Origin of the sequence: Paenibacillus oryzisoli (genome assembly GCF_050467285.1) — a bacterium.
Classification (GTDB): domain Bacteria; phylum Bacillota; class Bacilli; order Paenibacillales; family NBRC-103111; genus Paenibacillus_E; species Paenibacillus_E oryzisoli_A.
Window position 1 is genome coordinate 688282 of the sequence record NZ_JBCMUN010000001.1, and the last position, 26372, is coordinate 714653.

Here is a 26372-nt window from a genome sequence, read left to right on the forward strand (position 1 = left end):
CTATTTTTGAAAAGAACATACCTGGCCAGCTCATGTCGACGGATTTGGGGGAGCAATATATGAGAAGAATGCGGCGATCGCCGAGCAGCAGACGCAACCTTTTATCGTTTGGTAAAAGAGTGCTGTTCCTGATGCTGGCCATATCGCTCTCCGTCTTGCCCTATTACAACTTCATCGTTTCGGCTGCAGGGGCTGTTTCTCTGACGCTTGAGAAAACAGTTGACAAGACGACGGCATTGCCGGGTGAAACGATTACGTATACGATCAAGTATGCGAATCCGAGCACAACGGACGATGCGATTAACATGGTGATTACGGATGTTTTGCCTGCTGCGCTGGATTATGTAGGCGTGGATACGACACCCGATGTTGCCAGCGTCGATACCAGTACTCCGGGTACAGTTAAGTTTGTGATGGTAACGCCGCTTGCTGCCGGGAAAACAGGTATACTCAAGCTAAAAACGAAGTTCAAGTCAGGCACGACGCAGCAAGGGGATACGGTGCAGAATACGGCTACAGCTAAAGCGGATAACAGTACGCTGGTGTCTTCGACGGCGCCGATCGTTACCGCTCAGGTGAATGGGGCTGACTGGTCGATTTCCAAAAGCAAAGTGTCTCCAGTCGTTGATCCAATTCTGGACAGCAATGTCACATATCAAGTGAATCTGCAAGGAAACAGTGCGCTGGGCGGATCGAACATTCAGAATGTTCGCGTGTTTGACACCTTGCCTGTTGGCGCTGCATTCGTCTTGGCTTCCGGCGGCGGGGTGTACAATTCCGTATACGGCAGCGTCTACTGGGATTTGCCGGTATTGAATACGGGACAGAACGTATCGTACAACGTAGTGCTGAGCTATCCAAGTACGACCTTTCATGTCGGTGATACTGTCACTAACTCCGTCTACGCCTCAGGGACATCGCTTACCGGCACAGCCTTGGTGACGAATACGGCCACAGCCACTCACCTGCTTGCCGCGGCGATGCCGGGCATTTATGGAATCAACAAGGATTCCCGTCAAAACAATGACGAGTACGCGCTGGGGCAAACCGTGCAGTACAAGATCAACGGTTTTGGCAACAAAGGGAACGTTGATCTGGACACGTTTGCGGTTGAAGATGCGATTCCGAAACAGATCGATTTGACGAGTGTTTCGACAGGCTCTTATACCAATAACACTAACGTTAGCGTCACTGTTCAATACCAGCTTAACGAGGTGGATTTTTGGTATGACTGGGCTGGCGGGACAGGCCTTAGCACGAGCAGCAATCAGACGCTGAATGTGTCTGCGCTCGGCCTCTCGGGCGGACAGTACGTGTCCAAAGTGCGTTGGGTGTTCGGCGCGGTGCCGGTCGAATTCCGCATCGCTTCAGACATTGGCGTGAAGGGGACGCTGCTGAGCGTCGACCATGCGAGTGCGGCGGTGCCGGTTGGCAGCACGATTACGAACACGGCCACGCTGAACGCAGCGTATGGGGCGACGCCTTTGACTAGCAATGACAGCGTGGTGATCAAGGTTGTCGATCCGAAACCTTGGGTTGTTGCCGAGAAATCGGTTGTCGGTTCTGCATCAGTTCGGGAAGGCGATACGGTGACGTATAAGCTGAGAGTGCAAAATCATCCGTTCGCGACCGGCAATATGACGGCGCCGGAGATTCTGGACTTTTTCCCGGAGGACAAGCTGGAGAACTACACGGTAGTCAGCGTCGATCAGCATGCCACCACACAGGATCTCTCACCGATCGCTACGCAATACGATAAGACCATCGGTTCGACGACGTATAAAGCGAAGCTGTGGACGTTCGCTGGTGCGGTGCTCCTCCCTGGCGAGTACATCGACGTGACCGTTAAAGGCACAGTGAAGCATGGAGCGCCAAACGGAAGCTTCGGCAACACGATGTTTGCCACGACGGCAGTTACGGATGATTACAAAGGGACGACGATTGACGATACCACAGAAGACCGGGATAATAACAGCAACACCCATCAATTCATCACCTCGACGGCCAATGTGTACGTGAAGTTCTCAGGTTCCCTTGAATCGGTCAAATGGGTAAAAGGGGAGCTGGACGGCGTATTCACGAAATACCCGGCGAACGGCGTGACGCTGCCCGGCGGGAAAGCGATGTACCAGTTAGTGGTCAGCAACACCGACTCCAATGGGCCGATTTCCAACATTGTCATTATCGATAAGCTGCCGCGCATTGGCGACATCGGCGTTGTAGACACTAACCCGCGAAGCTCTGACTGGCGGCCGTACCTGGTGAATAAGGTGACGGGACCAGGTGGAGCGGCACTTGATCCGCAAATCAAGGTGTACTATTCAACATCGAATACACCAGATCTTGGCGATCTTGCCGATCCATTGCACCGGACGCATCATAACAACTGGACGACAACGGTGCCGGCGGATATTACGACGGTGACCGCGCTCAAGTTTGATTTTGGCAACATTACGCTGAATCAGGGTGAGTCCTTTACCCTCGAATGGGACATGCGTGCGCCTGTGAACGCGCCGAGAAGCAAAATTGCGTGGAACTCCTTCGGTTACGGAGCGACGTATCCGGATGAAGGCGGCCCGCAAGCGTTCCTCCCGTCGGAACCGATTAAAGTCGGCTTCCTCGTTCAAAATACGGACCCGGCTGGAACCGGCAATCTAGGCGATTTTATCTGGCTTGACACGAATGCGAACGGCATTCAGGAGGCAGGCGAGAACGGCCTTAACGGCGTTCTGGTCAACCTGTATAAAGGCGGCGATTTCTCGACCCCTTATTCGTATACACGCACGTTCAACGACCATATCTCGGGCAAGCCGGGTTACTATGAGTTCCCGAATCTGCCTCCGGACGATTACACGGTGGAATTCGTGATGCCTAGCGGCTATTATCTCTCACCAAACGATCAGGTAGGTGATGATACCAAGGACAGCGATTTTACGTTGTATGACGACGCTACCCGCACGTATCGCGTGAACAAAACGCTTGCGAGCGGAGAAACGGATATGACGCTGGATGCTGGCATATATACGAAAGGCGCCATCGGCGATTTTGTCTGGGAGGATCTTGATGCTGATGGCAAGCAAGATACCGGGGAACCGGGGATTAGTGGTGTAACGGTCCAGCTGTATGCAGCCGCTGATTTGGCGACACCGCTGGCAAGCGCGACGACGGACGCCAGCGGCAAATACAGCTTCACAGGTTTAGATCCAGGCAATTATAAAGTAAAATTCCTTAACCCTACAGGGTACAAGCCGACGCTAAAGGATCAAGGCGGAGACGATGCCAAGGACTCCGATCGGGATGAGACAACGGGCTTCAGCCATTCCGTAACGCTTACCTCAGGTCAAACCGACAACTCGATTGATGCCGGCTTCTATCTCGGCGAGATCGGTGATCTGGTCTGGCATGACCGCAACGGAAATGGTGTACAGGATGCCGGCGAGCCGGGCATTACCGGGGCAACGGTGAACCTGTACGATGCTGGAGATCCGGACACAATTATCAATACGACGACGACGGATGCCAGCGGCAACTACAAATTCACGAGATTAATGCCGGGCAACTACATCGTCAAATTTATTCGTCCTGTGGGATACGCGTACTTCTCGCCAAGCGATCAAGAGGCCGACGATGCCAAAGACAGCGATGCCGTCTTTACCGTGCGGACGGATGGCGAGGCCGTCGTTAGCGGCATTACGCTGGTTGACGGCGGCAGGGACTACTCTTTTGACGCAGGCGTATATGGCCCTGCAAGTCTGGGAGACAAAGTGTTCCTTGACGTGAACAAGAACGGTATTCAAGATCCGGGCGAACCCGGTGTGCCAGGCGTAACGGTGAAGCTCTACAACGCTTCGGCGCCAGCCGTCGCGATCGCAACAACGACCACGGATTCGGCAGGGCTGTACCAGTTTACGAATCTGGACCCCGGCAGTTATATCGTAGAATTTGCAACGCCTGCGGGATACGGCATGACCTCGAAGGATCAAGGCGGAGACGATACGTTGGACTCCGACGCCGATCTGGCAACAGGTCGTACGAGCACCATCACGCTATTGTCCAAAGATAACAACACGACAGTGGATGCAGGGCTGTTCCTGCTCACGAACGGGACGCTGGGTGACATTGTGTGGCATGACCTCAATGCCAACGGTATCCAGGATGCCGGTGAGCCCGGGCTATCGGGGGTAACGGTTGAGCTGTATGACGCCGATACGGATGCGTTGTTGAACACAATGACGACGGATGCAGGAGGCCACTACCTCTTCACCAATCTTCTGCTCTCCGCTCATTATAAGGTGAAATTCCTGAAGCCTGCCGGCTTCAAGGAAAGCCCGGCGGATGCCGGTGCGGACGACAGCGTGGATTCCGACCGCGATCTCACGACAGGATTCAGCCACACGGTATCTTTGCTGACTGTCGTCAATGATCTGACGGTGGATGCAGGCTTCTATAAGCTGGCTCAACTGGGCGATAAAGTGTTTCTTGATGCGAATGCAGATGGCCGTCAGGATGCCGGGGAATCCGGTATTACTGGTGCAACGGTAGAACTCTATCTTGCAGTGGATCTGACTACCCCGATTAAAAGCACGACCACGGACGCCAATGGGAACTACAGCTTTACGAACCTGGACCCTGGCAGCTACAAGGTGAGATTCATCAAACCTGCGGGGTACAAGCCTACGCTGAAAAACCAAGGGGAACCTGCCGGCGACTCGGACGGGGATGAAATTACCGGGTTTAGCGATACGGCAGTTCTGCGATCAGACGAAACGAACAATACGATCGATACCGGCTTTTATCTTGGCAAGATTGGCGATCTCGTCTGGCACGACCGAAACGGCAATGGCGTTCAAGACGCCGGAGAGCCGGGCTTGTCGGGCGCAACGGTTGAGCTTTATGACGCCGACACGGATGCGTTGCTGAAAACCACGGCGACCGATGTCGATGGTCGTTATCTCTTTGCCAACCTCTTGCTCACTGGCAACTATAAGGTGAAATTCCTTGTGCCTGCTGGCTACAAGGGAAGCCGGGCGAACGCCGGCTCGGATGACAGCGTGGATTCCGACCGTGATATCACTACAGCGTTCAGCCACACGGTATCTTTGATAACTGTCGTGAATGACCTGACGGTGGATGCCGGTTTCTACATCCCGGCGCAACTAGGGGACAAGGTATTCCTCGATACCAACGTGAACGGCATTCAGGACCTGGCGGAGGCCGGCGTACAGAACGTAACGGTCAAGCTGTTCGCAGCAGATGACTTATTGACGTCGCTAGCGACGACGACAACAGATACGAACGGCAATTATTTGTTCGATCAGTTGGACCCGGGATCTTACGTTGTTCAGTTCATTCCGCCGAGCGGCTATGCTCTCACCTATAAGAACAAAGGATCCGACATGGCGGTCGATTCGAATGCGAACTCATCCGGTCGTACGGACAGTATTGTTCTGCAGTCCGGTGACGACAATCGAACGATCGATGCCGGGATTTATGTTTATGACGACGGGGGAGGAGGCGGTGGAGGCACGCCGCCGGTGAAACCACCGGTAACACCGCCAGTGGATCCGCCGGTAACACCGCCGGTGAAACCACCAGTAACACCTCCGGTGAAACCACCGGTGACACCTCCGGTAACGCCGCCGGTGACACCGCCAGTGGAACCACCGGCGATACCTCCGGTAGAACCGCCAGTGACACCGCCGTCAGCTGTGACGACAGATGAAGATACGCCGGTTCAAGGTTCAATTCCAACCGATCCGAAGAAGGAAGCGGGAGAAGTTCCTCCGATCTTTACGGTTGATAAACAGCCTGAGAACGGCACCGTTCAGCTTACGGAAGACGGCAACTGGGTGTATACCCCGAACGAAGGATTTACAGGCGATGATTCGTTTACCGTTGCGGTTGGCAATGGGGACGGCAGCAAAGAGTATCAGGGCGTAGCCGTCAGTGTCAATCCGAAAAACGGACAAGCCGCAGCAGCCAAGCCGGTTGCCTCGCTTGTACCGAAAACCGGGCAAGCGCCTTACAGCAAAGCTTATCTGGCAGGCTTAGCGATGATTTTCTCAAGTCTAGCCGTGGTAGGCACGACCTATTGGCGCTCACGCCGCGAGAAATAAGACAAGCAGGGGCACTTTTTAACAGTGTCCCTGCTTCTTTTCAGATCAGATCACTCCCGGGAGGGGAAGGGAAATGACCCAGCCTCATAGTTTTCCTACGACTGACAAGCGCTACAAACGGTTGTACTGGCTGGCTGTTCTGCTGCTGGTTGGCGGTATTGTTTTGATTACCGTAGATACTTCTAAGCAGCACATGGAAAGGAAACAGTCGGACCAGCTCAAAAAAGAATTGATGCAGGTTCATACGCAAGCGAGCGCCTCCACAGCGGAAGCTCCACTAACGACGTCAATCCCTGCGGACGTTCCGGCACGGCAGCCAGCGGACAGCGCTTCTTCCGAAGCGGCGCGGGCGGAACGCTGGGAGCGTCTGCGTGTCATAAATCAAGAAGTAGTCGGCTGGGTTCATGTCGACGGCACAGAGGTCGACTATCCGATTCTGCAGCATGTGGATAACGATTATTATTTAAATGTTGATGCAGCGGGCAGAAAGTCGATGTATGGCAGCATTTTCATGGACTATCGCTCGGATTTGGAGCGATCGCAGCAAAATATCGTCATTTATGGGCACAACATGCTGGACGGGTCGATGTTCGGCAGCTTGCAGCGCTATAAAAATCGGGCCTTTTTCAATGAACATCGGGTCATTATCCTAGAAACCCCTGCGCAAGAAACGGAGTGGGAAATTTTCTCAGTCTATACCATTAACGCGCAGAAGGATCAGGTCGATATCGCCTACGCGAGCGAGTCTGATCTGCTGCAGGCCATAGGCAGCTACAGCAAGAAATCGCTGTTCCCGGCGCCGGTCATTCCGGCGAATCCGGGCAGGCTGCTGACGCTGGTGACGTGCAGCAATGAAACCGATGATACGCGGCTTGTGCTGCATGCCTTCCCCAGACAGAGGCAGCAAGTGCAACTTGCCAGGGAGCAGCAGCCGGGCTAGCCTGTTGATTTTGCCGGAAGCGTGCTTTAAACTTCAAAGATAAGGTTGGATAGAACATTTAAAAGGAGAACTTGCGGGAAGCAAATGTGGGATGCAGGGGGCGTAAGTTGTGAAAGTGATATTGGTCGACGACGAGCCGTTAGCGTTAATTGGACTGCAGAGAGCGCTTGAACGCGAAGCGCGCGGGATCGAAATCGCGGCCTCGTATACCAGTCCCAAAGAAGTGATTGAAGGTGCTCTGCTGCACCGCCCCGAGGCGGTATTTCTCGATATTCATATGCCGGAGGTGGACGGGCTGATGCTGGCCCGCCAGCTTCAGGCGGCTGTTCCGGGAATCGAAATTATTTTCGTAACCAGCTATGATCATTACGCCGTTCGTGCCTTCCAGCTCTACGCGCTGGATTATATTGTGAAGCCGGTGCATAGCCAACGCCTGCGGCAAACGATTCAGCGTGTGCAGGAGAAGCTGATGCTCAAAAAGATGATGAAAGCCACGGACGCGAATGTGCCGATGATTCGCTGTTTAGGGCAGATTCGGTTTCAGCTTCCGAATGCTGATGCCATTGTGCCCAAGTGGCGGACGAGTAAGGTGCAGGAGCTTTTTGCCTACCTGCTTCATCATCGGGGCCAAATGGTGTACCGCAGCCTGCTGCTCGAGCTGTTATGGCCGGACATCGAGGAAGCGAAAGCGGCTTCGCATCTGTACACGTCGATTTATCATATTCGGCAAACGTTGAAAACCAGCGGGATGGGAGAAACGATTTCTATCCGGATCGGCGAGCTGCAGACTGGGTATCGGCTGGAGCTTGGGGATGCACGGGTGGATGCAGATATATGGGAAGAAGAAGTGCACCGCCTCAGGGCGCTGGACATAGATACGGCGGAGAGTTACGAGCGTGCATTGGCAGCATACTCTGGCGATTATCTTGGTAATTATCCGTATCTTTGGGCGGAACATGAACGGGAGCGCCTTCTGCTGCTATGGCGGCATCATATCAAGATGCTTGGCGAGTTTTATGTGCAGCATGAGGTGTCAGACAAAGCGATTGACGTATTCAGAACGCTGCAAAAGATGTGTCCGGATGAGGAGATCAGCTATTTTTCACTAATGAAATTATATGATTCCCTTCATCATGAAGCTGGCGTGGAGGAGCAGTACTGGCTGCTGAAAGAAAGAGTGGAGCGTGATTTGGAACTGCCGTTAAGCGAAGAAGTCATAGACTGGTATAAGCGTTGGAAGGCATCGGGAGGAGCGCCCGCATGAGCAGTTTACGGCGACTTGTATTCCCTTATCGCTATGTGCTGCTGTGCCTGCTGCTGCTTGGTTTGTTCTCGGGCATGAGAATGCTGTGGAACAGCGTGCTTTTTCCTCTGGATCGCTCTTATCAGGCACACGGCGGGATCGTGGATCTGCGCGGCGTCCAGCTTGCGACATCTCCAGTCCTTTCCATTGATGGGGAATGGGAATGGTTTCCGGGTGAACTTCTAAATGGGCAACAAGCAGCTTTCCGAAGCGCTAAGCCTGCACTTATCCAGGTTCCCGGCAAATGGGGAAACGTTCAGAGCGACGATACGCTGACGTCGTACGGAGTTGGCACCTATCGGCTGCGCATTTTAACGGATCCGCTTGAGCGGAATGTCTCCTTCTGGTTCAAGAACGTGCAAGCGGCTGCAGAAGTGGAGCTTGGGGGAGAAGTGGCCGGAGGGGCCGGGAAAGTGGCCGCTATGCCGGCTGATTATGTGCCGCATAACTACTCGTTCAAGGCTTCCTATTCCGGAAGAGGAACCACAGAAATTGAACTGCTCGTGCGCGTTTCCAACTTCGATTCGCCTCTCTCCGGCGGCATCCTTCGCTCCGTGCGTTTCGGCTCGCAGACTGCCATTGATAAGATGAGCGGATACTCGATCGGGTTCCAATGGATCATTATTATGTTCCTGCTGCTGCACGGTTTCTATGTGTGCATCGTGTATCTGCATCGTCCCAAAGACCGCAGTCTGTTTAATACAGGGTTAGTCTATGTATCGGTTGGCATCGCGATATTCAGCGGTCACGATAAGGTGCTTGTGCACTGGCTGCCGATCAGCTACGCTGCGGTGCTCAAGATCAGAGCGATTGTCCTGTTATGGCAAAATGTGTTTCTCGTACTTGTGTACCGAAAGTTCATCGGCATTCAAAAGCGCAGCAGGGTGATGCAAGTGTACGTCGCCGTTCTGTCTGCGCTTAGCGGCGTGATTCTGGTGGGACCAGCCTCGTATGTGAACTTCATTTATGATGGGTACATATTCCTTGGCCTTTATCTGTTTACGTATGCGTGGTACATCTGGACAGTAGCGAAAATGTCACTTCCTAAGAAGTTCGAGCCGGATGTTCCTTATTTGCTGATAACGGGAATCAGCATTATTTCCAACCTAGCTTGGAGCATTTTGGAAACTGTCAAGGACATCACGAGCGTCTTTTATCCCATCGATCTTTTGATTGCTGTATCCGCTTTTTCCATGTATTGGATCAAAAAATATTTGCGCAACTCGGACGAAATCATCACCTTGTATGAGCAGTTGAAAATTGCCGATAAACGGAAGGATCAATTTTTGGCCAATACGTCGCATGAGCTGCGCACGCCACTGCACGGCATTATGAACATGACGAGGAGCATCTACGAACGGGAGCGGGACAAGCTGGACGAGAACAGCCGCAAAGAGATGGAGCTGGTCGGCACCGTCAGCAGGCGCATGTCCAGACTGCTTGACGATCTGCTCGATATTGTCCGTTTCCAGGAGCATCGCGTGACGCTGCGTCTGGAGCCGCTCTATGTGCAGGCGATCGTTCCAGGCGTGATGGAAATGCTGCGGTACATGGCGGACGACCGCCCCCTTGAGCTGCGGATGGACATTTCGGACGAGATGCCGCCGATTATGGCCGATGAAAAAAGATTCGTGCAAATCGTGTACAATCTGCTCCACAATGCGCTCAAGTATACGGAGCGGGGCGTTATTGCGATTTCCGCGGACGTATGGGGCGGCATGGCGGAAATTCGTTTTGCGGATACGGGAGTGGGGATGGACGAAGAAACCCGGGGCAAAATCTTCGCGCGCTACGCTCAAGGCGAGCATGGTATTGACGAAGGCAGCGGAATCGGCCTTGGTCTCAGCATTTGCAAGCAACTAGTGGAGCTGCATGGCGGCCGCATTGAAGTGGAGTCCGAGCTTAGCCGGGGGACGACTTTCATTGTCATTCTTCCGATAGCCGATGAGAATGCTTGGTCTGCGGACGTTCCGCTCTCGGAGCAAGAACCTGTCCCCGCTTTGGCGGATATCCGTTATGCGGAGCACACGGCGGCGGACCAATGGCATGTGCCTACGGGGCTGCCTAATTTGCTCAAGGACGCGCCGGTTCATATTTTGGCCGTCGATGATGATGCCATTAACTTGAACGTCTTGATGGGCACTCTTTCTTCCGAATCGTATCACGTGGTCACGACGCGCTCCGGGGAAGCGGCGCTGAACTTGCTGATGACGCAGAGCTGGGATCTGCTGATTGCCGACGTCATGATGCCAGGCATGTCCGGCTATGAACTGACGCAGCGCGTCCGGGAACGGTACACCGTGTCGGAGCTTCCGATTCTGCTGCTAACGGCGCGAAGCCAGCCTGCGGATATTTACACCGGCTTTCTGTCCGGCGCGAATGACTATGTGGTCAAGCCGGTCGACGCCGTAGAGCTGCGTTATCGCATCAGGGCGCTGATCTCGCTCAAGCAGTCCATCCACGATCGCTTGAAAATCGAGGCGGCCTATTTGCAGGCGCAGATTCAGCCGCATTTTCTTTTCAATACTTTGAACTCGCTCATGGTGCTCAGTGAAATCGATACCGAGAAAATGCGCAAGCTCGGCGAGGCGTTTACCTCCTTTTTGCGCGTCTCCTTTGATTATATGAATATGGGCGAAAAGGTAGATTTGGCGCACGAACTGGAATTGGTCGAAGCTTACCTGTATATTGAAAAGGAACGATTCCTCGACAAGCTGCACATCGAGCTGAATATCGACCCGGAACTCGGCTTATTCTTGCCGCCCTTGTCGATCCAACCGCTGGTGGAGAATGCGGTGCGGCATGGTGCCATGGGGCGCGTCACGGGGGGCACCGTCACCCTGAAAGTGGCTCGCAGCGCAGCTGGCGTGGAGATCGAAGTGCGGGACACCGGCGTCGGCATGCCGCCTGACAAAGTGGCCCAGCTGCTGGATCCAGCCTTCAAGGAAAAAGGCGGCATCGGTATCGCCAATACGAACCGCAGACTCATCCAGCACTACGGGCGAGGCTTGACCATTGTGAGCCGCCTTGGTGAAGGCACGGTCGTCTCATTTGTCATTCCCATTCCGTAGCCTATAAGATAGAAGGAGCATACCGCAATGAGCATTTCGTTTATTTTTGCCATGGACCGAAACCGCGCGATCGGCGTGAATAACACGCTGCCATGGCACCTTCCGGTAGACCTGAAGTTTTTTAAAGCTGTCACGATGGGACACCCGATCCTGATGGGCCGCAAAACGTACGAATCCATCGGCAAGCCGTTGCCGGGGAGACGCAATGTCATTTTAACGCAAAATCGGGCCTATACCGCGGCGGGCTGCGAAGTTATGCACAGCGTGGAGGAAGCGGTCGAGGCGTTTCGCAACCAGGAGTTGTTCGTGATTGGCGGCGCGGAAATTTTCCGCCTGTTCAGCGCGAGCGTGAGCAAGATGTACATCACGTTCATCGAGCATGAGTTCGAAGCGGATACGTTTATGAGCGAGCTTGACCTGTCCGGCTGGACGCTTGTGTCCAGCGAGCAAGGTGTCCGCGATGAGAAAAATCCATATGACTACTCCTTCCGCATTTATGAGCGCAGCGAAGCATAGCGCGTGAAAAAGAGCCTGCATCCGCCGATTTTTGGTGGATGAGGCTCTTTTTCAAATTACCTTATTTCAGCTGCGCTTTCTCACCAGCGCAACAATCAGCGCCAACGCGCCAAGCACGACGGCGACGATGGATAAGATCAGCGGCGTCTTCGACTCTGACGCATCGCTAGCAGCTCCTGCGCCGGCAGTCACATTGCCGTGGCTATCCGTCGTAGCGGCGCCTGCGGCTTTGGCCTTCACCGTCGTGACGGAAGCCGGCTTGTCGGAACCGTTCGCGCCGACCCATTCCACGACACTGCCGTCCTTGTACGTTTGGTACGCTTTCCAAACGATTTGCGTAGCGGCATCTGCGACTTTGCCTTGGAAGCTGAAATCGCCGAACTCGGTGCTTGCGAGGCCGTTACCCGTCGCCGTCCAGGTGACGCCGGTGATTTTGCCCGCAGCGTCCTTGGCGATGTCATACTTCCAGCCTTCCTTCGGCTCGAAGCGGGAGACCGCGACGGAGTCCAGCGGGAACTTCACTTCAACTTTCATCGTCGACACATCTTTCTCGGAAGGGACACGCACCGTAAATACTTCGTAATTACCCTGCGTCGTTTCTTTCGGATACACGACGACGTGAGCGCTGGCGATGCCGGCGACCAGCATGGAAACGATCAGCAGCAGGCTGAGGTTCATTAATAGCTTTTTAAACATGGAACAACATTCCCCTTTCGGTCATGAACTCTTATCATGTTGTCCATATTACCCGAAAGACAAGCGCTCGCCTATGACTCGACTGGGCTATTTTTCCGAGTGGATTTGTCATTTTCGTGTCATGCCATGCTTAATGGCGAACGCTGTCAGCTGAACTCGGTTCTCGAGGCCAAGCTTGACGAGGATGTTTTTCATGTGGTTTTTCACGGTATGTTCGGAAATGAGCAGCTTCTCGGCGATCTGCCGATTGTTGTCGCCCTGCGCCACATAAGTCGTGATTTCCTGCTCGCGCACGGTCAGCATGCCGGGGACAGGTCCGGATGGGGCGGCATTCACCGGCGCACGGAAGCGGGCGAACAGCTTGTCCGCCATGCCGCGGGCAACCTCGGAGTTATCGTCGAGCAAGGCGCGTAAATATGTCAGCCACTCGTCGGGGTCCATGTTTTTGAGCAGGTAGCCCTGCGCGCCGAACTGCAGCGCCGTAAACAGATCGGCGACATCGTCGGATACCGTCAGCATCACAATCCGAATGGCGGCATAGGTTTGTTTAATAAGCCGCGTAGCTTCAAGCCCGTTCATCGGGGACATGTGAATGTCCATGAGGACGACTTCAGGCGCGACGTCTCGGCACAGGCGAATGGCGGCCTCGCCGGAATCCGCTTCGCCGACGATTTCAAAGTCGGCCGCGGGCTCCAGCATGCTGCGAATCGCCTTGCGGGCCAAGGGATGATCGTCAACAATGACGATTCGAAAAGGAACAATCGGTGCCACTAACGTTCACTCCTTTCGCACGTTACAACCAGCCGCGTGCCGGTCTCGGTGACGGCTGCAACCGCACTTCCTCCGGCGGGGGCACCAGTACTTGTACCTGTACCGCCATCATCCGCATCCGCCGCTCCCAAACTTGTAAAGCTGAGCGCAGCGCCCAGCTCTTCCGCACGTTTTCGCATCAGATCCAGGCCGTACGTCTTGCCGGACCGCTTCGCAGCCGTGTGCAGCCCGCAGCCGTTGTCCATAATCTCGAGGCGCCAGCCCACCTCGTCCGCGCTCAGCTCCAGCGTGGCGCTCGACGCCATAGAGTGCTTGCGAATGTTCGTCAGCGCCTCCTGCACGATCCCGAACAGCTGCACCTCTTCACCCGAGGTGAAGCTGCTAGGCGCAAGATTCAGCTCAGGCTTCAGCTCGATGCCCGAAATCAACGACCAGTTCGCCGCAAACTTGTGAATGCGTTGACCGAACGACGTACCCTCCTCCGGAGCGGTTCGCAAATTAAAAATCGCCTGCCGCAGCGACTGATCGATCTCCGATACCGCGGCTCTCGCCTCCTCGAGGTCCCCTTGCTTCAGCTTCACATTCAAAAAAAACAGCGTCTGCGCCAGATCGTCATGCAGCTCCTGCGCCAACCGTTCGCGCTCCTCGTAGACGGCTCTGCGGGCCTCGCCGAGCAGCATCAGCTCGTTGCTGCGCTCAATGCGGCCGAACATCCACGAGGCGAAGAGGAAAGAGAGCAGAAGCGTAATCACTGTAATGACAAAATTGCCCGCCTCCATCGTCAAATAGCGCAGCAAGAAGGCGTGCCGAATATATTCAAACCCGCCGATGATCAGCACCGGTGCGAGAATCGTGAACCATTTATATTTGCCAAGTGACATAGGTGGGATCGACTCCTTCTTCCCAAATCTTGGCCCTCTCCCGGAGAACCGTTTCTATTATAGCAGATTCCTAACCCGATGCCGGGCCCTCCAGCAAAAACAAATGCTTTTCTTCTATGCACACGTGTGCTAAACTGATTTCAGAAGTGTGTTACATATTGTATGAATCGTAACACGAAATGAAAGGTGTGGATACATACTCATGTGGAAATCGATCTTTGCGCAGCGTAAAAGCTGGGGAGGATACGCCCTCTTCATCCTTCTCCTGCACGTGTTCGGCATCATCGGCCTCTTTACCGTCGCCAAATCGTCGCCGGCTTTCTGGGGCATCGGCCTCCTGGCGTATACGCTTGGCATGCGGCATGCGTTCGACGTCGACCATATCGCGGCGATTGACAACACCGTGCGCAAATTGGTGCAGCAGAAGCGCAACCCGCTCGGCGTCGGCTTTTATTTTTCCCTCGGCCATTCCTCGGTTGTGTTCGTGATGGCGGTCATCACAGCATTCTCCGTGCAATGGGCGGAGCGGGAATTGCCTTGGATGCAGAGCCTGGGCGGCGTCATCGGGGCGTCGGTGTCCGGCTTGTTCCTGGTCATCATCGGGGTGCTTAACCTTGTCATCTTGATTTCTCTCTATAAAATGTTTCGCAAATTCCGCAGCGGCAAGCACAATGAGCAGGAGTTCGAGGAGCTGCTGGAATCCCGCGGGCTCATCACGCGTTTGATCAAGCCGTTCTTCCGCTTCATCGGCAAAAGCTGGCACGTCTACCCACTCGGTTTCCTGTTCGGACTCGGTTTCGACACGGCGAGTGAAATTGCGCTGCTCGCGATTTCGGCCCATGCCGCCAAGGACGCGATTCCGTTTATCGGCGTCATTTCGCTGCCGCTGCTGTTCGCGGCGGGGATGAGCTTGTTCGACACGGCGGACGGCATGTTCATGACCAAAGCGTACCGCTGGGCGTTCCACACGCCGGTGCGCAAGCTCTATTACAACCTGACGGTTACGGCGCTGGCGGTCGTCGCAGCGCTGATCATCGGCGTCATTGAGCTGGGACAGGTGCTGTCCGAGAAGTTCGGCATGGAGGGCGGCTTCTGGACGTGGCTGCAGGATATCGATTTCGGCGTCCTCGGGTTTATCCTTGTTGCCTTGTTCATCGTGGCGTGGATCGTCTCCGTGGCGGTCTGGAAAGGTATGAAGATTGAAGAGCGATGGGGCGCCAAAACCCCTTCGTAACGTAAAGACCCTCGGTTTCGCGATAGCGAACCGGGGGTCTTTCGTCTCATTCGTTGTCACATTGAACAACGGCATATGAATTTTTTCTAAAGGTTATCCTAGAAAAAAGGATTTTATTGTCGCTCGTTGAAAGTAATTTGTCGTATACTATTAGAGGTACATTAGACTGTGGTAGGAAAGTAGGATGCTGAATGATTGAATTCAAACATATTTCGAAAGTGTACCCGAACGGGACCGTCGGGCTGGATGATATTAACCTCACGATTCATCCCGGCGAGTTTGTCGTTATTGTCGGGTTGTCCGGCGCGGGCAAGTCGACGCTGCTGCGTTCGATTAACCGGCTGCATGAGACGACGAGCGGGGAAATTTTGATTGACGGCCAGTCGATTACCAAGGCGAACGGTGCGGGACTTCGCCGGATGCGCCGAGACATCGGCATGATTTTCCAGACATTTAATTTGGTCAAAAGATCCACGGTACTGCGCAACGTCCTCTCCGGCCGCGTCGCTTACCACTCAACGCTCCGCATGATCTTCGGTCTGTTCCCGAAAGCGGATACCGAGCTTGCGCTGAAAGCGCTGGAACGCGTCAATATCCGTGAAAAAGCGTTTGCGCGCGCGGATGAATTGTCCGGCGGTCAACAGCAGCGCGTATCGATCGCGCGAGCCCTGGCGCAGGAAGCGAAAATCATCCTGGCGGACGAGCCTGTCGCTTCGCTTGACCCTTTAACGACGCGTCAGGTGATGGACGACCTGAAGCGCATCAACCGCGATCTGGGCATCACGACGATCGTCAATCTTCACTTCCTCGATCTGGCGCGTGAGTACGCAACCCGGATTATCGGACTTCGCGCCGGCAAAGTCGTGTTCGACGGTCCGGTTGCGGAAGCGACGGATGAAGTGTTCTCTGACATTTACGGCCGCGCCATCAAGAAAGACGAGCTGCTGGGAGGCCAGGCGTGATGAGTGCTTCCGCAGCCAAAAGGCCGCCACGTACCCGCTTTTACATGACGCTGCTGCTGATGGTGCTGTTCCTGGTAGGCAGTATTTATCAAACCGGCGCTACCTTGACGCAGCTTGCTTCAGGCACGCCTGAGATTTTCAAATTCATCGGCGAAATGTTCCCGCCGGATTGGGCGTTCTTCGGCGACATCTGGAAGCCGATGGCGCAAACGCTGCAAATGTCCATCCTCGGCACCGTGATTGGCGCGCTATTCGCATTCCCGATGGCGCTGCTCGCAGCGCGTAACATCACGAGCTCGTCGTGGTTGTTCTATCCGGCGCGCCTGTTCATGAACTTGATCCGGACGATCCCGGATCTGCTGTACGCGGCGCTGTTCGCCGTCCTCGTCGGCTTCGGTCCGACAGCAGGTACGCTCGCTCTTATTTTCTTTACCTTCGGGATTTTATCGAAGCTTTCCTATGAATCCACCGAAGCGATCGATCCCGGCCCGCTGGAGGCGATGACCGCAGTCGGCGCCAGCAAGCTGAAGCTGATTCGCTTCGGGGTGCTGCCGCAAGTGGCGCCGACGTATCTGGCGCACTTCCTGTACACGTTCGAAGTCAGCATCCGGGCATCCGCGATTCTCGGTCTGGTCGGCGCCGGCGGCATCGGCCTGCTGCTCAAAAACACGTTGGACTTGTTCCGCTACGATCAGTCCTGCGCGATCGTCATTTACACGCTGATCGTCGTGGTCATTATCGACCTGGTGAGCACGCGATTCCGTACCTACCTGCTCAAAGGCAGCAAAAAGCCGATGTCCGAATCCCGTGCCCGCACGTACCGCATCGTCGGCATTCTCGCTGTCGTAGCGCTGATCGTCTGGTCGCTGACCGGCCTTGAGCTTACAGGTTTCCAGCCAACGACTTGGCAGCTCACCAAAGCGATGTTTACCGGTCTGTTCCATCCGGACTGGGGCTACATCTATAATGCGGACGGCGAGGATTTGCTCCGTACCTTGCTGGAGACGCTGTCGATCTCGTATCTCGGTAACTTCGTATCCGCGATTGTGTGCTTGCCGTTTGCCTTCTGGGCTGCGGCGAACATGAGCCGTTTCCGCGCCGTATCGGGTACAGGGAAGTTCTTCCTGAGCGTCATTCGGACGATTCCGGAAATCATCATGGCGCTCATCTTCATCAAAGCGGTCGGCCCGAACGCTTACGCGGGGGTAATGGCACTTGGCCTGCACTCCGTGGGGATGCTCGGGAAGCTGTATGCGGAGGCCATCGAAAATATGGACATGGGTCCGACCGAGGCGATGACCGCCGTGGGCGCGAACTTCTGGCAGCGGATGTCGTTCGCCGTCATTCCGCAGGTCATTCCGGATTTCATCTCGTACACGCTGTATCGGTTTGAGATCAACGTCCGCTCCGCGACGCTGCTCGGCATTATCGGCGCCGGCGGCATCGGGACGCCGCTGATCTTTGCCCTGAACGCGAGACAGTGGCCGCGCGTCGGCATCATTCTTATCGGGATTATCGTAACCGTCTCGATTATCGACTATATTTCCGGTACGCTGCGCAAGCGTATCGTCTAGCAAGCGAAAAGGCTGTCTCCGCGTCCGTTTCAAACGGACAGGAGAACAGCCTTTTCTGCTTATATAAGCGCCCTGCAGGCGCTAATGGGTGTGTCTGCCATCCGAGACGAGACGGAGGAAGGGTTCTCGCTTTGTTCGGACAGGAACCTGATGTTGCTGTTCGGGTTCCACTTCCTCGATCTGCTCGATGCAGGCGATCGGGATTATCAGCTTGCCCACGCGCAGCAGGCCAAACTCCGCATAAAAATGCGAGATGACCCCTTCGATCTCGTCCTTGCCACACCGGATTTTCACGCGTTGTTTACTGCGAATAAGCCCTTCAAACATTCTAACATTCACCCCACTCAGAGTTATGAAACGACCACCATCCGGCACGCCACATTCATCATATGCAAGGAAAGAAAGGAATAGAATGTAAAAAGCCCCACCAGGTTAGGAGCAACCGGGATGAGGCACTTGCTTATCGGGCGGAGCTTATTATTTCAAGCCCATTTCTTTGTTGACACTGCGAACGATGTCGAATTTCGAATCGTCAGTTGCTACATACCCTTTATGGGAGTATACGTCGAAAATAACTTTTTGACCTTCTGGATCGTTGCCGATCGCGATGAACGCGTCAGTCAGCTTCTTCTTCCAAGTTGGATCCATGTCGGAACGAACCGCAACCGTGTCATTCGGGATTTTGTCGGAGAACGCAAGAACTTTTGTTTGCTTGAAGACGTCCGGGTAGTCCTTCGTCATGTTGGCACGGATGTCTTGGAATACGCCGACAGCGTCAACTTGGCCGTTCAGCAGCGCGATTACCGCTTTATCGTGACCTTGGAATTGAACGCCGGTTACGTCTTTCACTGGGTCAACGCCGGCTTTTTTCAGAACATAACCAGGGTATACGTAACCTGCTGCGGAAGTAACCCCTTGCCAGCCCATTTTCTTGCCTTTCAGGTCAGCGACGGATTTGATCGGGGAGTCTGCTTTGACCAGGATTTCAGCTTTATAGAAGTCAACCAGATCTTTCGTGGATTGGCCTGTTGCATCGTCAACGCCCAAACGAGTCGCTTGCACGAGCAGATCAGCCGCTTTACGTGTATCGTGCGCAACAACGTAGTTGCTTGGAGGCAGGAAGCCTACGTCAACTTGCTTGGAAGCCATTGCTTCGATAACGACGTTATAGTCAGTGGATACGGATACTTTAACAGGGATGCCGATTTTATCGCTAAGCAGCTTCTCCAGCGGTTTTGCTTTCGCTTCGAGCGTTTCAGCATTTTGGGAAGGAACGAATTGCACTTTAAGCTCTTTAGGGACGAAAGTGCCAGCCGCTGGCGCTGCGGATGCTGCAGTTGTTGCTCCAGCAGAAGCAGATGGCGTTGTTTCTTCTTTTTTCGCGCAGCCGACAAGCGTCGTTGCCGCCACGATCATGGACAAGCCTAGGACAGTAAGTTTTTTCATTTCATTTGACCTCCGTTTAATTTTCTTATAATCTATGTTGTACTATAACATTAACATAAGAGATATGGAAGATAGTGTTTAGTATTTGTAAAACTCACAATAGCTATGTGTTCAAATACAAATTATGGAATAGGTGATACAGCCTCATGCAGCATATGGACAAAAGGCCTCAGTGCCAGCTAACCATCCTGGAAACGAGCGATTTGCACGGAAATTTTTTGCCGATTCATTATGCCAATAATAAGTCGAACCCGGTCGGGATCGCCAAAATCGCCTCGCTTATTGCCTCCGAACGCGCTGCCGATTCGAACGTCCTGGTCATTGATAACGGGGACCTGATTCAGGGAACGCCGCTCGCTTATCACCATGCCAAGCTGAATCGTGAGCCCGTGAATCCCATGGTGCTTGCACTTAATTATGCGGGATTCGACGCAGGCGTCGTCGGCAACCACGAATTCAACTACGGGCTGGATACGCTTCGCAAAGCTGTGGGGGAATCGGCATTTCCATGGTTGTGCGCCAACATTGTGGACGAGAAGAGCGGCGAGCCGTTTCTCGGTAAGCCTTACCTCATTCGAGAGCTGCCGGAAGGCGTTCGCGTTGGGGTGCTGGGCTTAACGACGCCGTACATACCGAACTGGGAAGAGCCGAAAAACATTGCGGGTCTGAGGTTTATTGACGCGGTGGAAGCGGCTCATCAGTGGGTTCGTGTGTTAAAAGAGGAGGAGCAAGCCGACGTAATCGTTGTCTCCTACCACGGCGGGTTTGAGCGGGATCTCGCGACGGGTGAGCCAACTGAACCGCTGACGGGTGAAAATCAAGGCTACCGTCTCTGCATGGAGGTTCCAGGTATCGACGTTCTTCTGACGGGGCATCAGCATCGCAGCTTGGCCGGTATCGAGGTGAACGGCGTGCTAATTGTGCAGCCGGGCGTGGCTGGCGCGGTGCTTGGCAAAGTGAACCTGACGCTTGCGCAGGAGGACGGCAAATGGCAAGTTACGGCGAAAAGCTCGGAACTTCTCTCCGTGCAGGACGCAGAGGCTGACGCGAAGCTAGTTGAGATGGTCACGCCGTATGAAGCGGCAGCGCAGGTTTGGTTGGATCAGCCGATCGGCAGACTGTCCGGCGACATGCTCGTGAAGGACCCGATGCAGACGCGTCTTCGCGATAATGCCCTGATTGAGTTTATCAATAAGGTGCAGATGGAGCTCTCGGGCGCGCGGATTTCGAATACGGCCTTGTTCGATAATATTTCGCCGGGCTTTCCGTCCGACATCACGATGCGGGATATTGTATCGAACTATATTTACCCGAACACGTTGAAAGTGATTCGTATTTCCGGGGCGGATATTCGGGCGGCGCTGGAGCAATCTGCGGGCTACTTCGAGCTGTCGGCGGCGGATGGAGAAGTCGGTATCTCCGCTTCATTCCGCGAGCCGAAGCCGCAGCATTACAACTATGACATGTGGGAAGGGATTACCTACACGCTCAATATTTCCCGGCCGGTCGGCTCGCGTGTTGTGGAGCTGCTGTATGAAGGGGCGCCGATCGATCCCGCCGGGGAGTTCGACGTGGTCATGAATAACTACCGCGCGGCGGGCGGCGGCAATTATGCCATGTTCCAGGACAAACCGGTTATCAAAGACATTCCAACGGACGTTGCCGAACTGCTGGCAGGCTACATTATGGAGCGCGGCACGATTGAGGCGACGGTGAACGGGAATTGGAAAGTAATTTGGGAGTAAAAAAAGACGTCCTCATCGCCACTGAGCAAGTGGAATGGGGGCGTCTTTTTGCTGTGTCGGCGGGCCGTGAGGCCAAGCGCGCGGTGCTTCTAACGCTCTCGAACATAGGCGCGGTCGCCGGTTCGAGGATTGTAATACACCCGGTACGTGAAGCCGTCTTTAGGATCGATGAACACTTCGGCGGTGTGCAGATAGCCGTTAGGCGGCGTGTCCGGCGTCTGCGCGCCTTTGCTTTTATACCGTTTGTCGTAAACGAGATAACCAAGAAGAAAAAGAACGATAAGTCCGATGAACCAGAACGCATAATAGGAGATCAGGACCGGAGCCCATCCGCTCATAGACGACGCGTCCTAACCGCGGTGCCGTAGGCGACGATTTCGGTCATGTTCTGCCCGATGTCGCCGCTGTCAAAGCGCATCATGACGATGGCGTCTCCGCCCATCGCGGCCGCATTTTTCACCAGTCGATCCATCGCCTGTCTGCGTCCGTCCTCCACCATCTGCGTATATTGCGTGACTTCTCCGCCGACGAGACCTTTCAGGGAAGCCAGAATGTCGCCCCCGATGCCTCTTGCCCGAACGACGACTCCGAACGTACTGCCGAGCACTTCCGTAACCTCATAACCAGGGATATTTTCCGTTGTAACGACGATCATCTGCATTCGCTCCTTTTGATATCAAATAGATGCTTTTCACCCCTGAAGGGATTCGCTATTATAAAGATTAGTACGCTAATTTCTTAAGGGGGTTTCAGTGTTGCACGAAAATCAGACGATTGAACTATGGCCAGGAGTTACCCAAGACGCGATTGGGGAGGAAAATCAGGGCTGCCCGAGCCTGACGCTGTATTTGGCAGAGGGACGGGACAAACCGCGCGGCGCAGTCATCGTATTTCCGGGCGGCGGCTACGGCCGCAGGGCTCCGCATGAAGGCGAGCCGATTGCGCGTTGGCTCAACGGGCTTGGCATTTCCGCTTTTGTGTTGAACTACCGTGTGGCGCCTTATCGCCATCCAGTTCCGTTGCAGGACGCGCAGCGCGCTATCCGCACCGTACGCCATCATGCCGAAGCCTGGGGCATCGACCCGCAGCGCGTGGGGATTTTGGGCTTTTCGGCAGGGGGACATCTCGCTTCAACAGCAGGCACGCATTACGACGCAGGCAATCCGGAAGCGGTGGACCCGATCGACCGTCAAAGCTGCCGTCCCGATCTGATGGTGCTGTGCTATCCGGTCATTACAATGAGGGCGCTCGGCCATCAAGGTTCCAAAAACAATCTCATCGGCGAAGACGCGGGCGAAGAGTTGATTCAGCTCATGAGCAGCGAGCAGCAAGTGACGTCCGATACGCCGCCGACATTCCTTTGGCATACGGCAGACGATGCCGCGGTTCCCGTGGAGAACAGCCTGCTGTTCGCGGCGGCGCTGAGCCGTCACAAGGTGCCGTTTGATTTGCATGTTTTTGAATCGGGAGTCCACGGTATCGGCATTGCAGCCAATCATCCCGAAGCGTACGTCTGGCCGGACGTCTGTGCGAACTGGCTGCGCAAACAGCAATTTGCCTAATGGGCCGCGCTTATACCTGCTATCCGCTGGGGGATTCAGCCGTCGTCATGAAGCTCGGCGATTCGATTGAGCCTGCGCTGCTCCCGGTGATCCGCGAGTTGGCGGACTTTTTGGAGCGGCACCGTTTTCCGGGGTTTATTGAGCTGGTTCCGGCGTATACGACGATCACGATTTATTACGATGTTTTGAGCGTGGCGGAGTATGCGGCTGCGGCAAGTGAGAGTGCGAGTGCAGGTGCAGGTGCAGGTGAGAGTGCAAGTGCAAGTGCAAGTGCAAGTGCAAGTGCGTTAGGGTCCTCCGTCATGCCGTCTCCCTATGATCAGGTTGCCCAAATGGTGCAGCATTTATTGGACGCGTACGAAGTGTCAGGAGCTCGCATGGCTGAGTCATCCGCTGCGGATCGGATTGTTCGTATTCCGGTTTGTTATGGAGGCGAATATGGACCTGATCTCGCGGAACTGGCAGCCTTTCACGGGCTATCGGAAGCCGAAGTGATTGACTTACATACCTCACGGGATTATCCCGTATTTATGATTGGCTTTGCTCCCGGCTTCCCGTATTTGGGCGGGCTGGACGAGTGGCTGGCAACGCCGCGCAGATCGGTGCCGCGGATGCAGATTCCGGCTGGCTCGGTCGCGATCGGCGGTGCGCAGACAGGCATTTACCCGCTGATGACGCCGGGTGGCTGGCATGTAATCGGCCGAACACCGCTCGCTTTGTTCCGGCCGGACGCGGAGCCGCCCTCCCTGCTGCAAGCGGGAGATGTCGTCCGCTTCGTGCCGATTGCGCCGGATGAGTACGAAACTGCTTGTGAAAGGAACTAGCGGGACATGGCTTTTGACGTGATCAAACCGGGCCTGTTATCCACGCTGCAGGATGAAGGCCGTTTCGGGTATCGCAAGCATGGTGTCATTGTATCCGGTCCTATGGACGCTTTTGCGCATCGGGCTGCGAATGTACTCGTCGGCAATCCGGCGGGTGCGGCGACACTGGAAATGACGTGGATCGGTCCGCAGCTCATCGCCCGCTCGGACATGCTGCTTGCCATATGCGGCGGGGATCTGGACGCCCACGTGGATGGCGAGCCGGCTCCGCTTTGGCGGCCTTGGGTGATCCCAGCCGGGAGCATGCTGGAGCTGAGGCATGCCGTGCACGGCTGCCGCGCCTATCTCGCCGTCGGCGGAGGCTTCTGCGCAGATGAAGCGCTCGGAAGCCGCAGCACGTATGTGCGCGCCGGCATCGGCGGCTTTGCCGGCAGGGCGCTGCAGGCGGGCGACCGGCTCGATATTCACGAACTGGCGCTCGAGCTGAAAGACATGCAGCGCTACGTGCGGCACGCGCGAGCCGTCAGTACGCGGTGCAGGCCGCCGTATGCGGACGAGCCGATTCTGCGCATCGTGCGCGGCCGGGAGCAGCCGCTGTTCCGCGAGGCGAGCTGGGCGCAGCTCTTAGAGCAAGTGTACGTCGTGACGCCGCAGTCGGACCGCATGGGCTTTCGGCTGGCCGGCGAAGCCGCACTGGAGCGGTTGGACGGTGCCGAGACCGAGCTGGTATCGGAGGCCGTCGCCGCCGGCACGCTGCAAGTGCCGCCAAGCGGGCAGCCGCTGCTGCTCCTGGCGGACTGCCAGACGACCGGCGGCTACCCACGTATCGGCCACGTCATCACGGCCGATCTCCCGCTCGCCGCGCAAGTGCGGCCCGGTGGCAAGCTGCGCTTCGCCGAAGTCACGTTGCAGGAGGCGCAGGAAGCGCTGCTGGTGCAGCAGCTAGAGCTGCGGCAGCTGGCAGCGGGCGTCAGCGCGTGGAGGAGGGACGTGGGAGTGTAGGTGTGGTGGCAGAGTAAGCACTCGAAAAGTATCTCTGTCGAGGCGCGCCACCGTACAGGGGGAGTGAGATCAATAAGCACATGCGGTGGGCTTATTGAGCCGTGGAGCGCTCAATTTCGGAAATTAAGCACACGAAAAGTGCTTATCTTTGTCAAACCAGCCCTTCGTGCAGGGAGTTGAGTTCAATAAGCACTTGTAGGGAGCTTATTGGGCCGTGGAGCGCCCAATTTTGGAAATTAAGCACACGAAAAGTGCTTATCTTTATCAAATCAGCCCGCCGCGCAGGGAATTGAACTCAATAAGCACATGCGGTAACATCTGCAGAAATGGGTTCCCTTACTAAACTTATTACCATACTCCTTCATAGCTACCTTTTCTGTTTGCCTTGACCTCAGCGTTTTTTCTCCTCCCTTCAAAACGTGCTTTTCCTCTTAACCTGACAACACTGGGGTGTAGGTGAGCGGTTGGAGGATGAGGAGTCGTTGGGAGGGGGGCAGCTAGTAAAAGTAATTATGATGAGGTAGCTAGCTGCGGACAATCGCGTATGGCGGAAGGGCGCGATTGTGTGTGGGCATAGGGCAGACGGTGTTGCTGGTGCAACTGGTCGCGGGCGTTCGCGTGCGAGTTCAGCTGGCGAAATTATTACCCCGCACTTTGCAGCGCTACTGCATGTAGGAGCTCAACTGGAATTTCTCCTGTTCATTGCGGTGATAAAGGCTAATTTACCAGGCTCACCTGGAAAACCTCCAGTTCAGATGGACCTTTTTGTGCAAAATAGGCGTAATTGGGCAAACAACATGGAGAAATTCCAGTTCAGCTGTTAGTTTACTTGGAAATGGTCGAAATCAGCTGGAGGAATTCCACTTTAACGAACTTATCTTGACGACTTTTCATTGACTGAGTGGGAAAGAAGCTCGTTCTAATCAATCGAATGAATAGAAAAGAGGATGCCCAATGCGGCGCATTGACTTAAACTGCGATATGGGCGAAGGCTTCGGCGCCTATCGCCTCGGCCGCGACACGGAGCTGCTCGACTATGTCAGCTCCGCCAACATCGCCTGCGGCTTCCATGCCGGCGATCCAGCCACGATGCGCACGACAGTGCAGCTGTGCGTGCGCAAAGGCGTTGCGATCGGGGCCCATCCGGGCCTGCCCGATCTAAACGGCTTCGGCCGGCGTGAGATGGCCATCACGCCGAACGAAGCTTACGAGCTGACGTTGTATCAGCTCGGAGCGCTGCAGGCATTCGTCCACGCCGAAGGCGGACGCCTGCAGCACGTGAAGCCGCATGGCGCGCTCTACCACATGGCGGCGAAGCGCCATGAGCTTGCGGCCGCGATTGCGGCTGCAACCGCCAGCGTCAGCGCGGAGCTGACGCTGTACGGCCCGCCCGGCAGCGAGCTGCTGCGGGCGGGCGCCGCCGCGGGGCTGCGGACCGCGAGCGAAGCGTTCGCGGACCGCACCTACCGGCGGGACGGCGCATTGACGCCCCGAGGCGAAGCCGGGGCGTTGATCGAGAGCGCCGCGGATGCGGCGGCGCAGGTAGTGCGCCTCGTCCGCGAGGGGAAGGTCCGCTCCCTGGAGGGAGAGGACCTTCCGCTTCAAGCGGACACGATTTGCCTGCACGGCGACGGGGCGTACGCCGTGGAGTTCGCGCGCGACATCCGCGCGCTGCTAGCAAGCAGCGGCATCGCGGTGCTGCCGATCGGCTCTTGAACCCGCGCGTGCC

The 26372-nt window shown here is 55.4% G+C and carries 20 protein-coding genes; 13 read left to right on the top strand and 7 right to left on the bottom strand.

Annotated elements, in window-relative coordinates; genetic code table 11:
• The first annotated feature begins 59 nt into the window (after positions 1-59).
• The 5 genes from ABE504_RS02750 to ABE504_RS02770 all read left to right on the top strand — a co-directional run bounded on the left by ABE504_RS02750 (position 60) and on the right by ABE504_RS02770 (position 11946).
• A complete protein-coding gene (locus ABE504_RS02750) occupies positions 60-6116 on the top strand; it encodes an SdrD B-like domain-containing protein (RefSeq protein WP_430084138.1) in 6057 nt (2018 codons plus the stop codon).
• Between the two features lie 73 nt (positions 6117-6189).
• A complete protein-coding gene (gene srtB / locus ABE504_RS02755) occupies positions 6190-7056 on the top strand; it encodes a class B sortase (RefSeq protein WP_430084140.1) in 867 nt (288 codons plus the stop codon).
• Positions 7057-7165: 109 nt separating this feature from the next.
• Entirely contained in the window at positions 7166-8320 is a 1155-nt protein-coding gene (locus ABE504_RS02760; protein ID WP_430084143.1) for a response regulator, read from the top strand.
• Positions 8317-11430 carry an ATP-binding response regulator gene (locus tag ABE504_RS02765; RefSeq protein ID WP_430084147.1) on the top strand — a complete coding sequence of 1038 codons (3114 nt, stop codon included), beginning with the start codon at positions 8317-8319 and terminating at the stop codon, positions 11428-11430. The genes ABE504_RS02760 and ABE504_RS02765 overlap by 4 nt, the downstream gene beginning before the upstream one ends.
• A 27-nt stretch (positions 11431-11457) precedes the next feature.
• On the top strand, positions 11458-11946 hold the full coding sequence (locus ABE504_RS02770; protein WP_430084149.1) for a dihydrofolate reductase: 489 nt from the start codon (positions 11458-11460) through the stop codon (positions 11944-11946).
• A 66-nt stretch (positions 11947-12012) separates the two neighbouring features.
• On the opposite strand, the gene ABE504_RS02775 is transcribed toward ABE504_RS02770, so the two are convergent.
• From ABE504_RS02775 to ABE504_RS02785, 3 genes are all read right to left on the bottom strand, one after another.
• On the bottom strand, positions 12013-12642 hold the full coding sequence (locus ABE504_RS02775; protein WP_430084151.1) for a YcnI family protein: 630 nt from the start codon (positions 12640-12642) through the stop codon (positions 12013-12015).
• Positions 12643-12750: 108 nt separating this feature from the next.
• Complete coding sequence (locus tag ABE504_RS02780; RefSeq protein ID WP_430084747.1) at positions 12751-13404, bottom strand: response regulator; 654 nt, start codon at positions 13402-13404, stop codon at positions 12751-12753.
• 8 nt (positions 13405-13412) lie between these two features.
• Positions 13413-14294, bottom strand: coding sequence for a sensor histidine kinase (locus tag ABE504_RS02785; protein WP_430084154.1), 882 nt, complete (start codon positions 14292-14294; stop codon positions 13413-13415).
• Between the two features lie 202 nt (positions 14295-14496).
• Here ABE504_RS02785 and ABE504_RS02790 point away from each other — a divergent pair, with 202 nt between their 5' ends.
• From ABE504_RS02790 to phnE, 3 genes are all read left to right on the top strand, one after another.
• Positions 14497-15528 (top strand): HoxN/HupN/NixA family nickel/cobalt transporter, encoded by a 1032-nt coding sequence (locus ABE504_RS02790; protein WP_430084157.1) that lies wholly within the window; start codon positions 14497-14499, stop codon positions 15526-15528.
• A 191-nt stretch (positions 15529-15719) separates the two neighbouring features.
• Positions 15720-16490 (top strand): phosphonate ABC transporter ATP-binding protein, encoded by a 771-nt coding sequence (gene phnC, locus ABE504_RS02795; RefSeq protein WP_430084160.1) that lies wholly within the window; start codon positions 15720-15722, stop codon positions 16488-16490.
• Positions 16490-18064: a phosphonate ABC transporter, permease protein PhnE gene (phnE, locus tag ABE504_RS02800; RefSeq protein WP_430084163.1), complete on the top strand. Its 1575-nt coding sequence runs from the start codon at positions 16490-16492 to the stop codon at positions 18062-18064. The genes phnC and phnE overlap by 1 nt, the downstream gene beginning before the upstream one ends.
• Positions 18065-18145: 81 nt before the next feature.
• On the opposite strand, the gene ABE504_RS02805 is transcribed toward phnE, so the two are convergent.
• Both ABE504_RS02805 and ABE504_RS02810 read right to left on the bottom strand, forming a co-directional pair.
• A complete protein-coding gene (locus ABE504_RS02805) occupies positions 18146-18391 on the bottom strand; it encodes a hypothetical protein (protein WP_430084166.1) in 246 nt (81 codons plus the stop codon).
• A 150-nt stretch (positions 18392-18541) separates the two neighbouring features.
• On the bottom strand, positions 18542-19510 hold the full coding sequence (locus tag ABE504_RS02810) for a phosphate/phosphite/phosphonate ABC transporter substrate-binding protein (protein WP_430084169.1): 969 nt from the start codon (positions 19508-19510) through the stop codon (positions 18542-18544).
• Positions 19511-19656: 146 nt separating this feature from the next.
• Between ABE504_RS02810 and ABE504_RS02815 the strand changes: the two genes are divergently transcribed.
• Complete coding sequence (locus ABE504_RS02815; protein ID WP_430084172.1) at positions 19657-21255, top strand: bifunctional metallophosphatase/5'-nucleotidase; 1599 nt, start codon at positions 19657-19659, stop codon at positions 21253-21255.
• Positions 21256-21344: 89 nt separating this feature from the next.
• Here the strand turns inward: ABE504_RS02815 and ABE504_RS02820 are convergent, their stop codons facing one another.
• Positions 21345-21593 (bottom strand): HD family phosphohydrolase, encoded by a 249-nt coding sequence (locus tag ABE504_RS02820; protein ID WP_430084174.1) that lies wholly within the window; start codon positions 21591-21593, stop codon positions 21345-21347.
• Positions 21590-21910 carry a YbjQ family protein gene (locus tag ABE504_RS02825; RefSeq protein ID WP_126139260.1) on the bottom strand — a complete coding sequence of 107 codons (321 nt, stop codon included), beginning with the start codon at positions 21908-21910 and terminating at the stop codon, positions 21590-21592. The genes ABE504_RS02820 and ABE504_RS02825 overlap by 4 nt, the downstream gene beginning before the upstream one ends.
• A 100-nt stretch (positions 21911-22010) precedes the next feature.
• Between ABE504_RS02825 and ABE504_RS02830 the strand changes: the two genes are divergently transcribed.
• The 4 genes from ABE504_RS02830 (at position 22011) to ABE504_RS02845 (ending at position 26359) form a co-directional block, all read left to right on the top strand.
• Positions 22011-22817 carry an alpha/beta hydrolase gene (locus ABE504_RS02830; RefSeq protein WP_430084177.1) on the top strand — a complete coding sequence of 269 codons (807 nt, stop codon included), beginning with the start codon at positions 22011-22013 and terminating at the stop codon, positions 22815-22817.
• A complete protein-coding gene (gene pxpB / locus ABE504_RS02835) occupies positions 22817-23641 on the top strand; it encodes a 5-oxoprolinase subunit PxpB (RefSeq protein ID WP_430084180.1) in 825 nt (274 codons plus the stop codon). The genes ABE504_RS02830 and pxpB overlap by 1 nt, the downstream gene beginning before the upstream one ends.
• A gap of 6 nt (positions 23642-23647) precedes the next feature.
• Positions 23648-24643: a biotin-dependent carboxyltransferase family protein gene (locus ABE504_RS02840; RefSeq protein ID WP_430084182.1), complete on the top strand. Its 996-nt coding sequence runs from the start codon at positions 23648-23650 to the stop codon at positions 24641-24643.
• A gap of 954 nt (positions 24644-25597) precedes the next feature.
• Positions 25598-26359, top strand: a complete 762-nt coding sequence (locus ABE504_RS02845; protein WP_430084185.1) for a LamB/YcsF family protein — start codon at positions 25598-25600, stop codon at positions 26357-26359.
• The last annotated feature ends 13 nt before the right edge of the window (positions 26360-26372 follow it).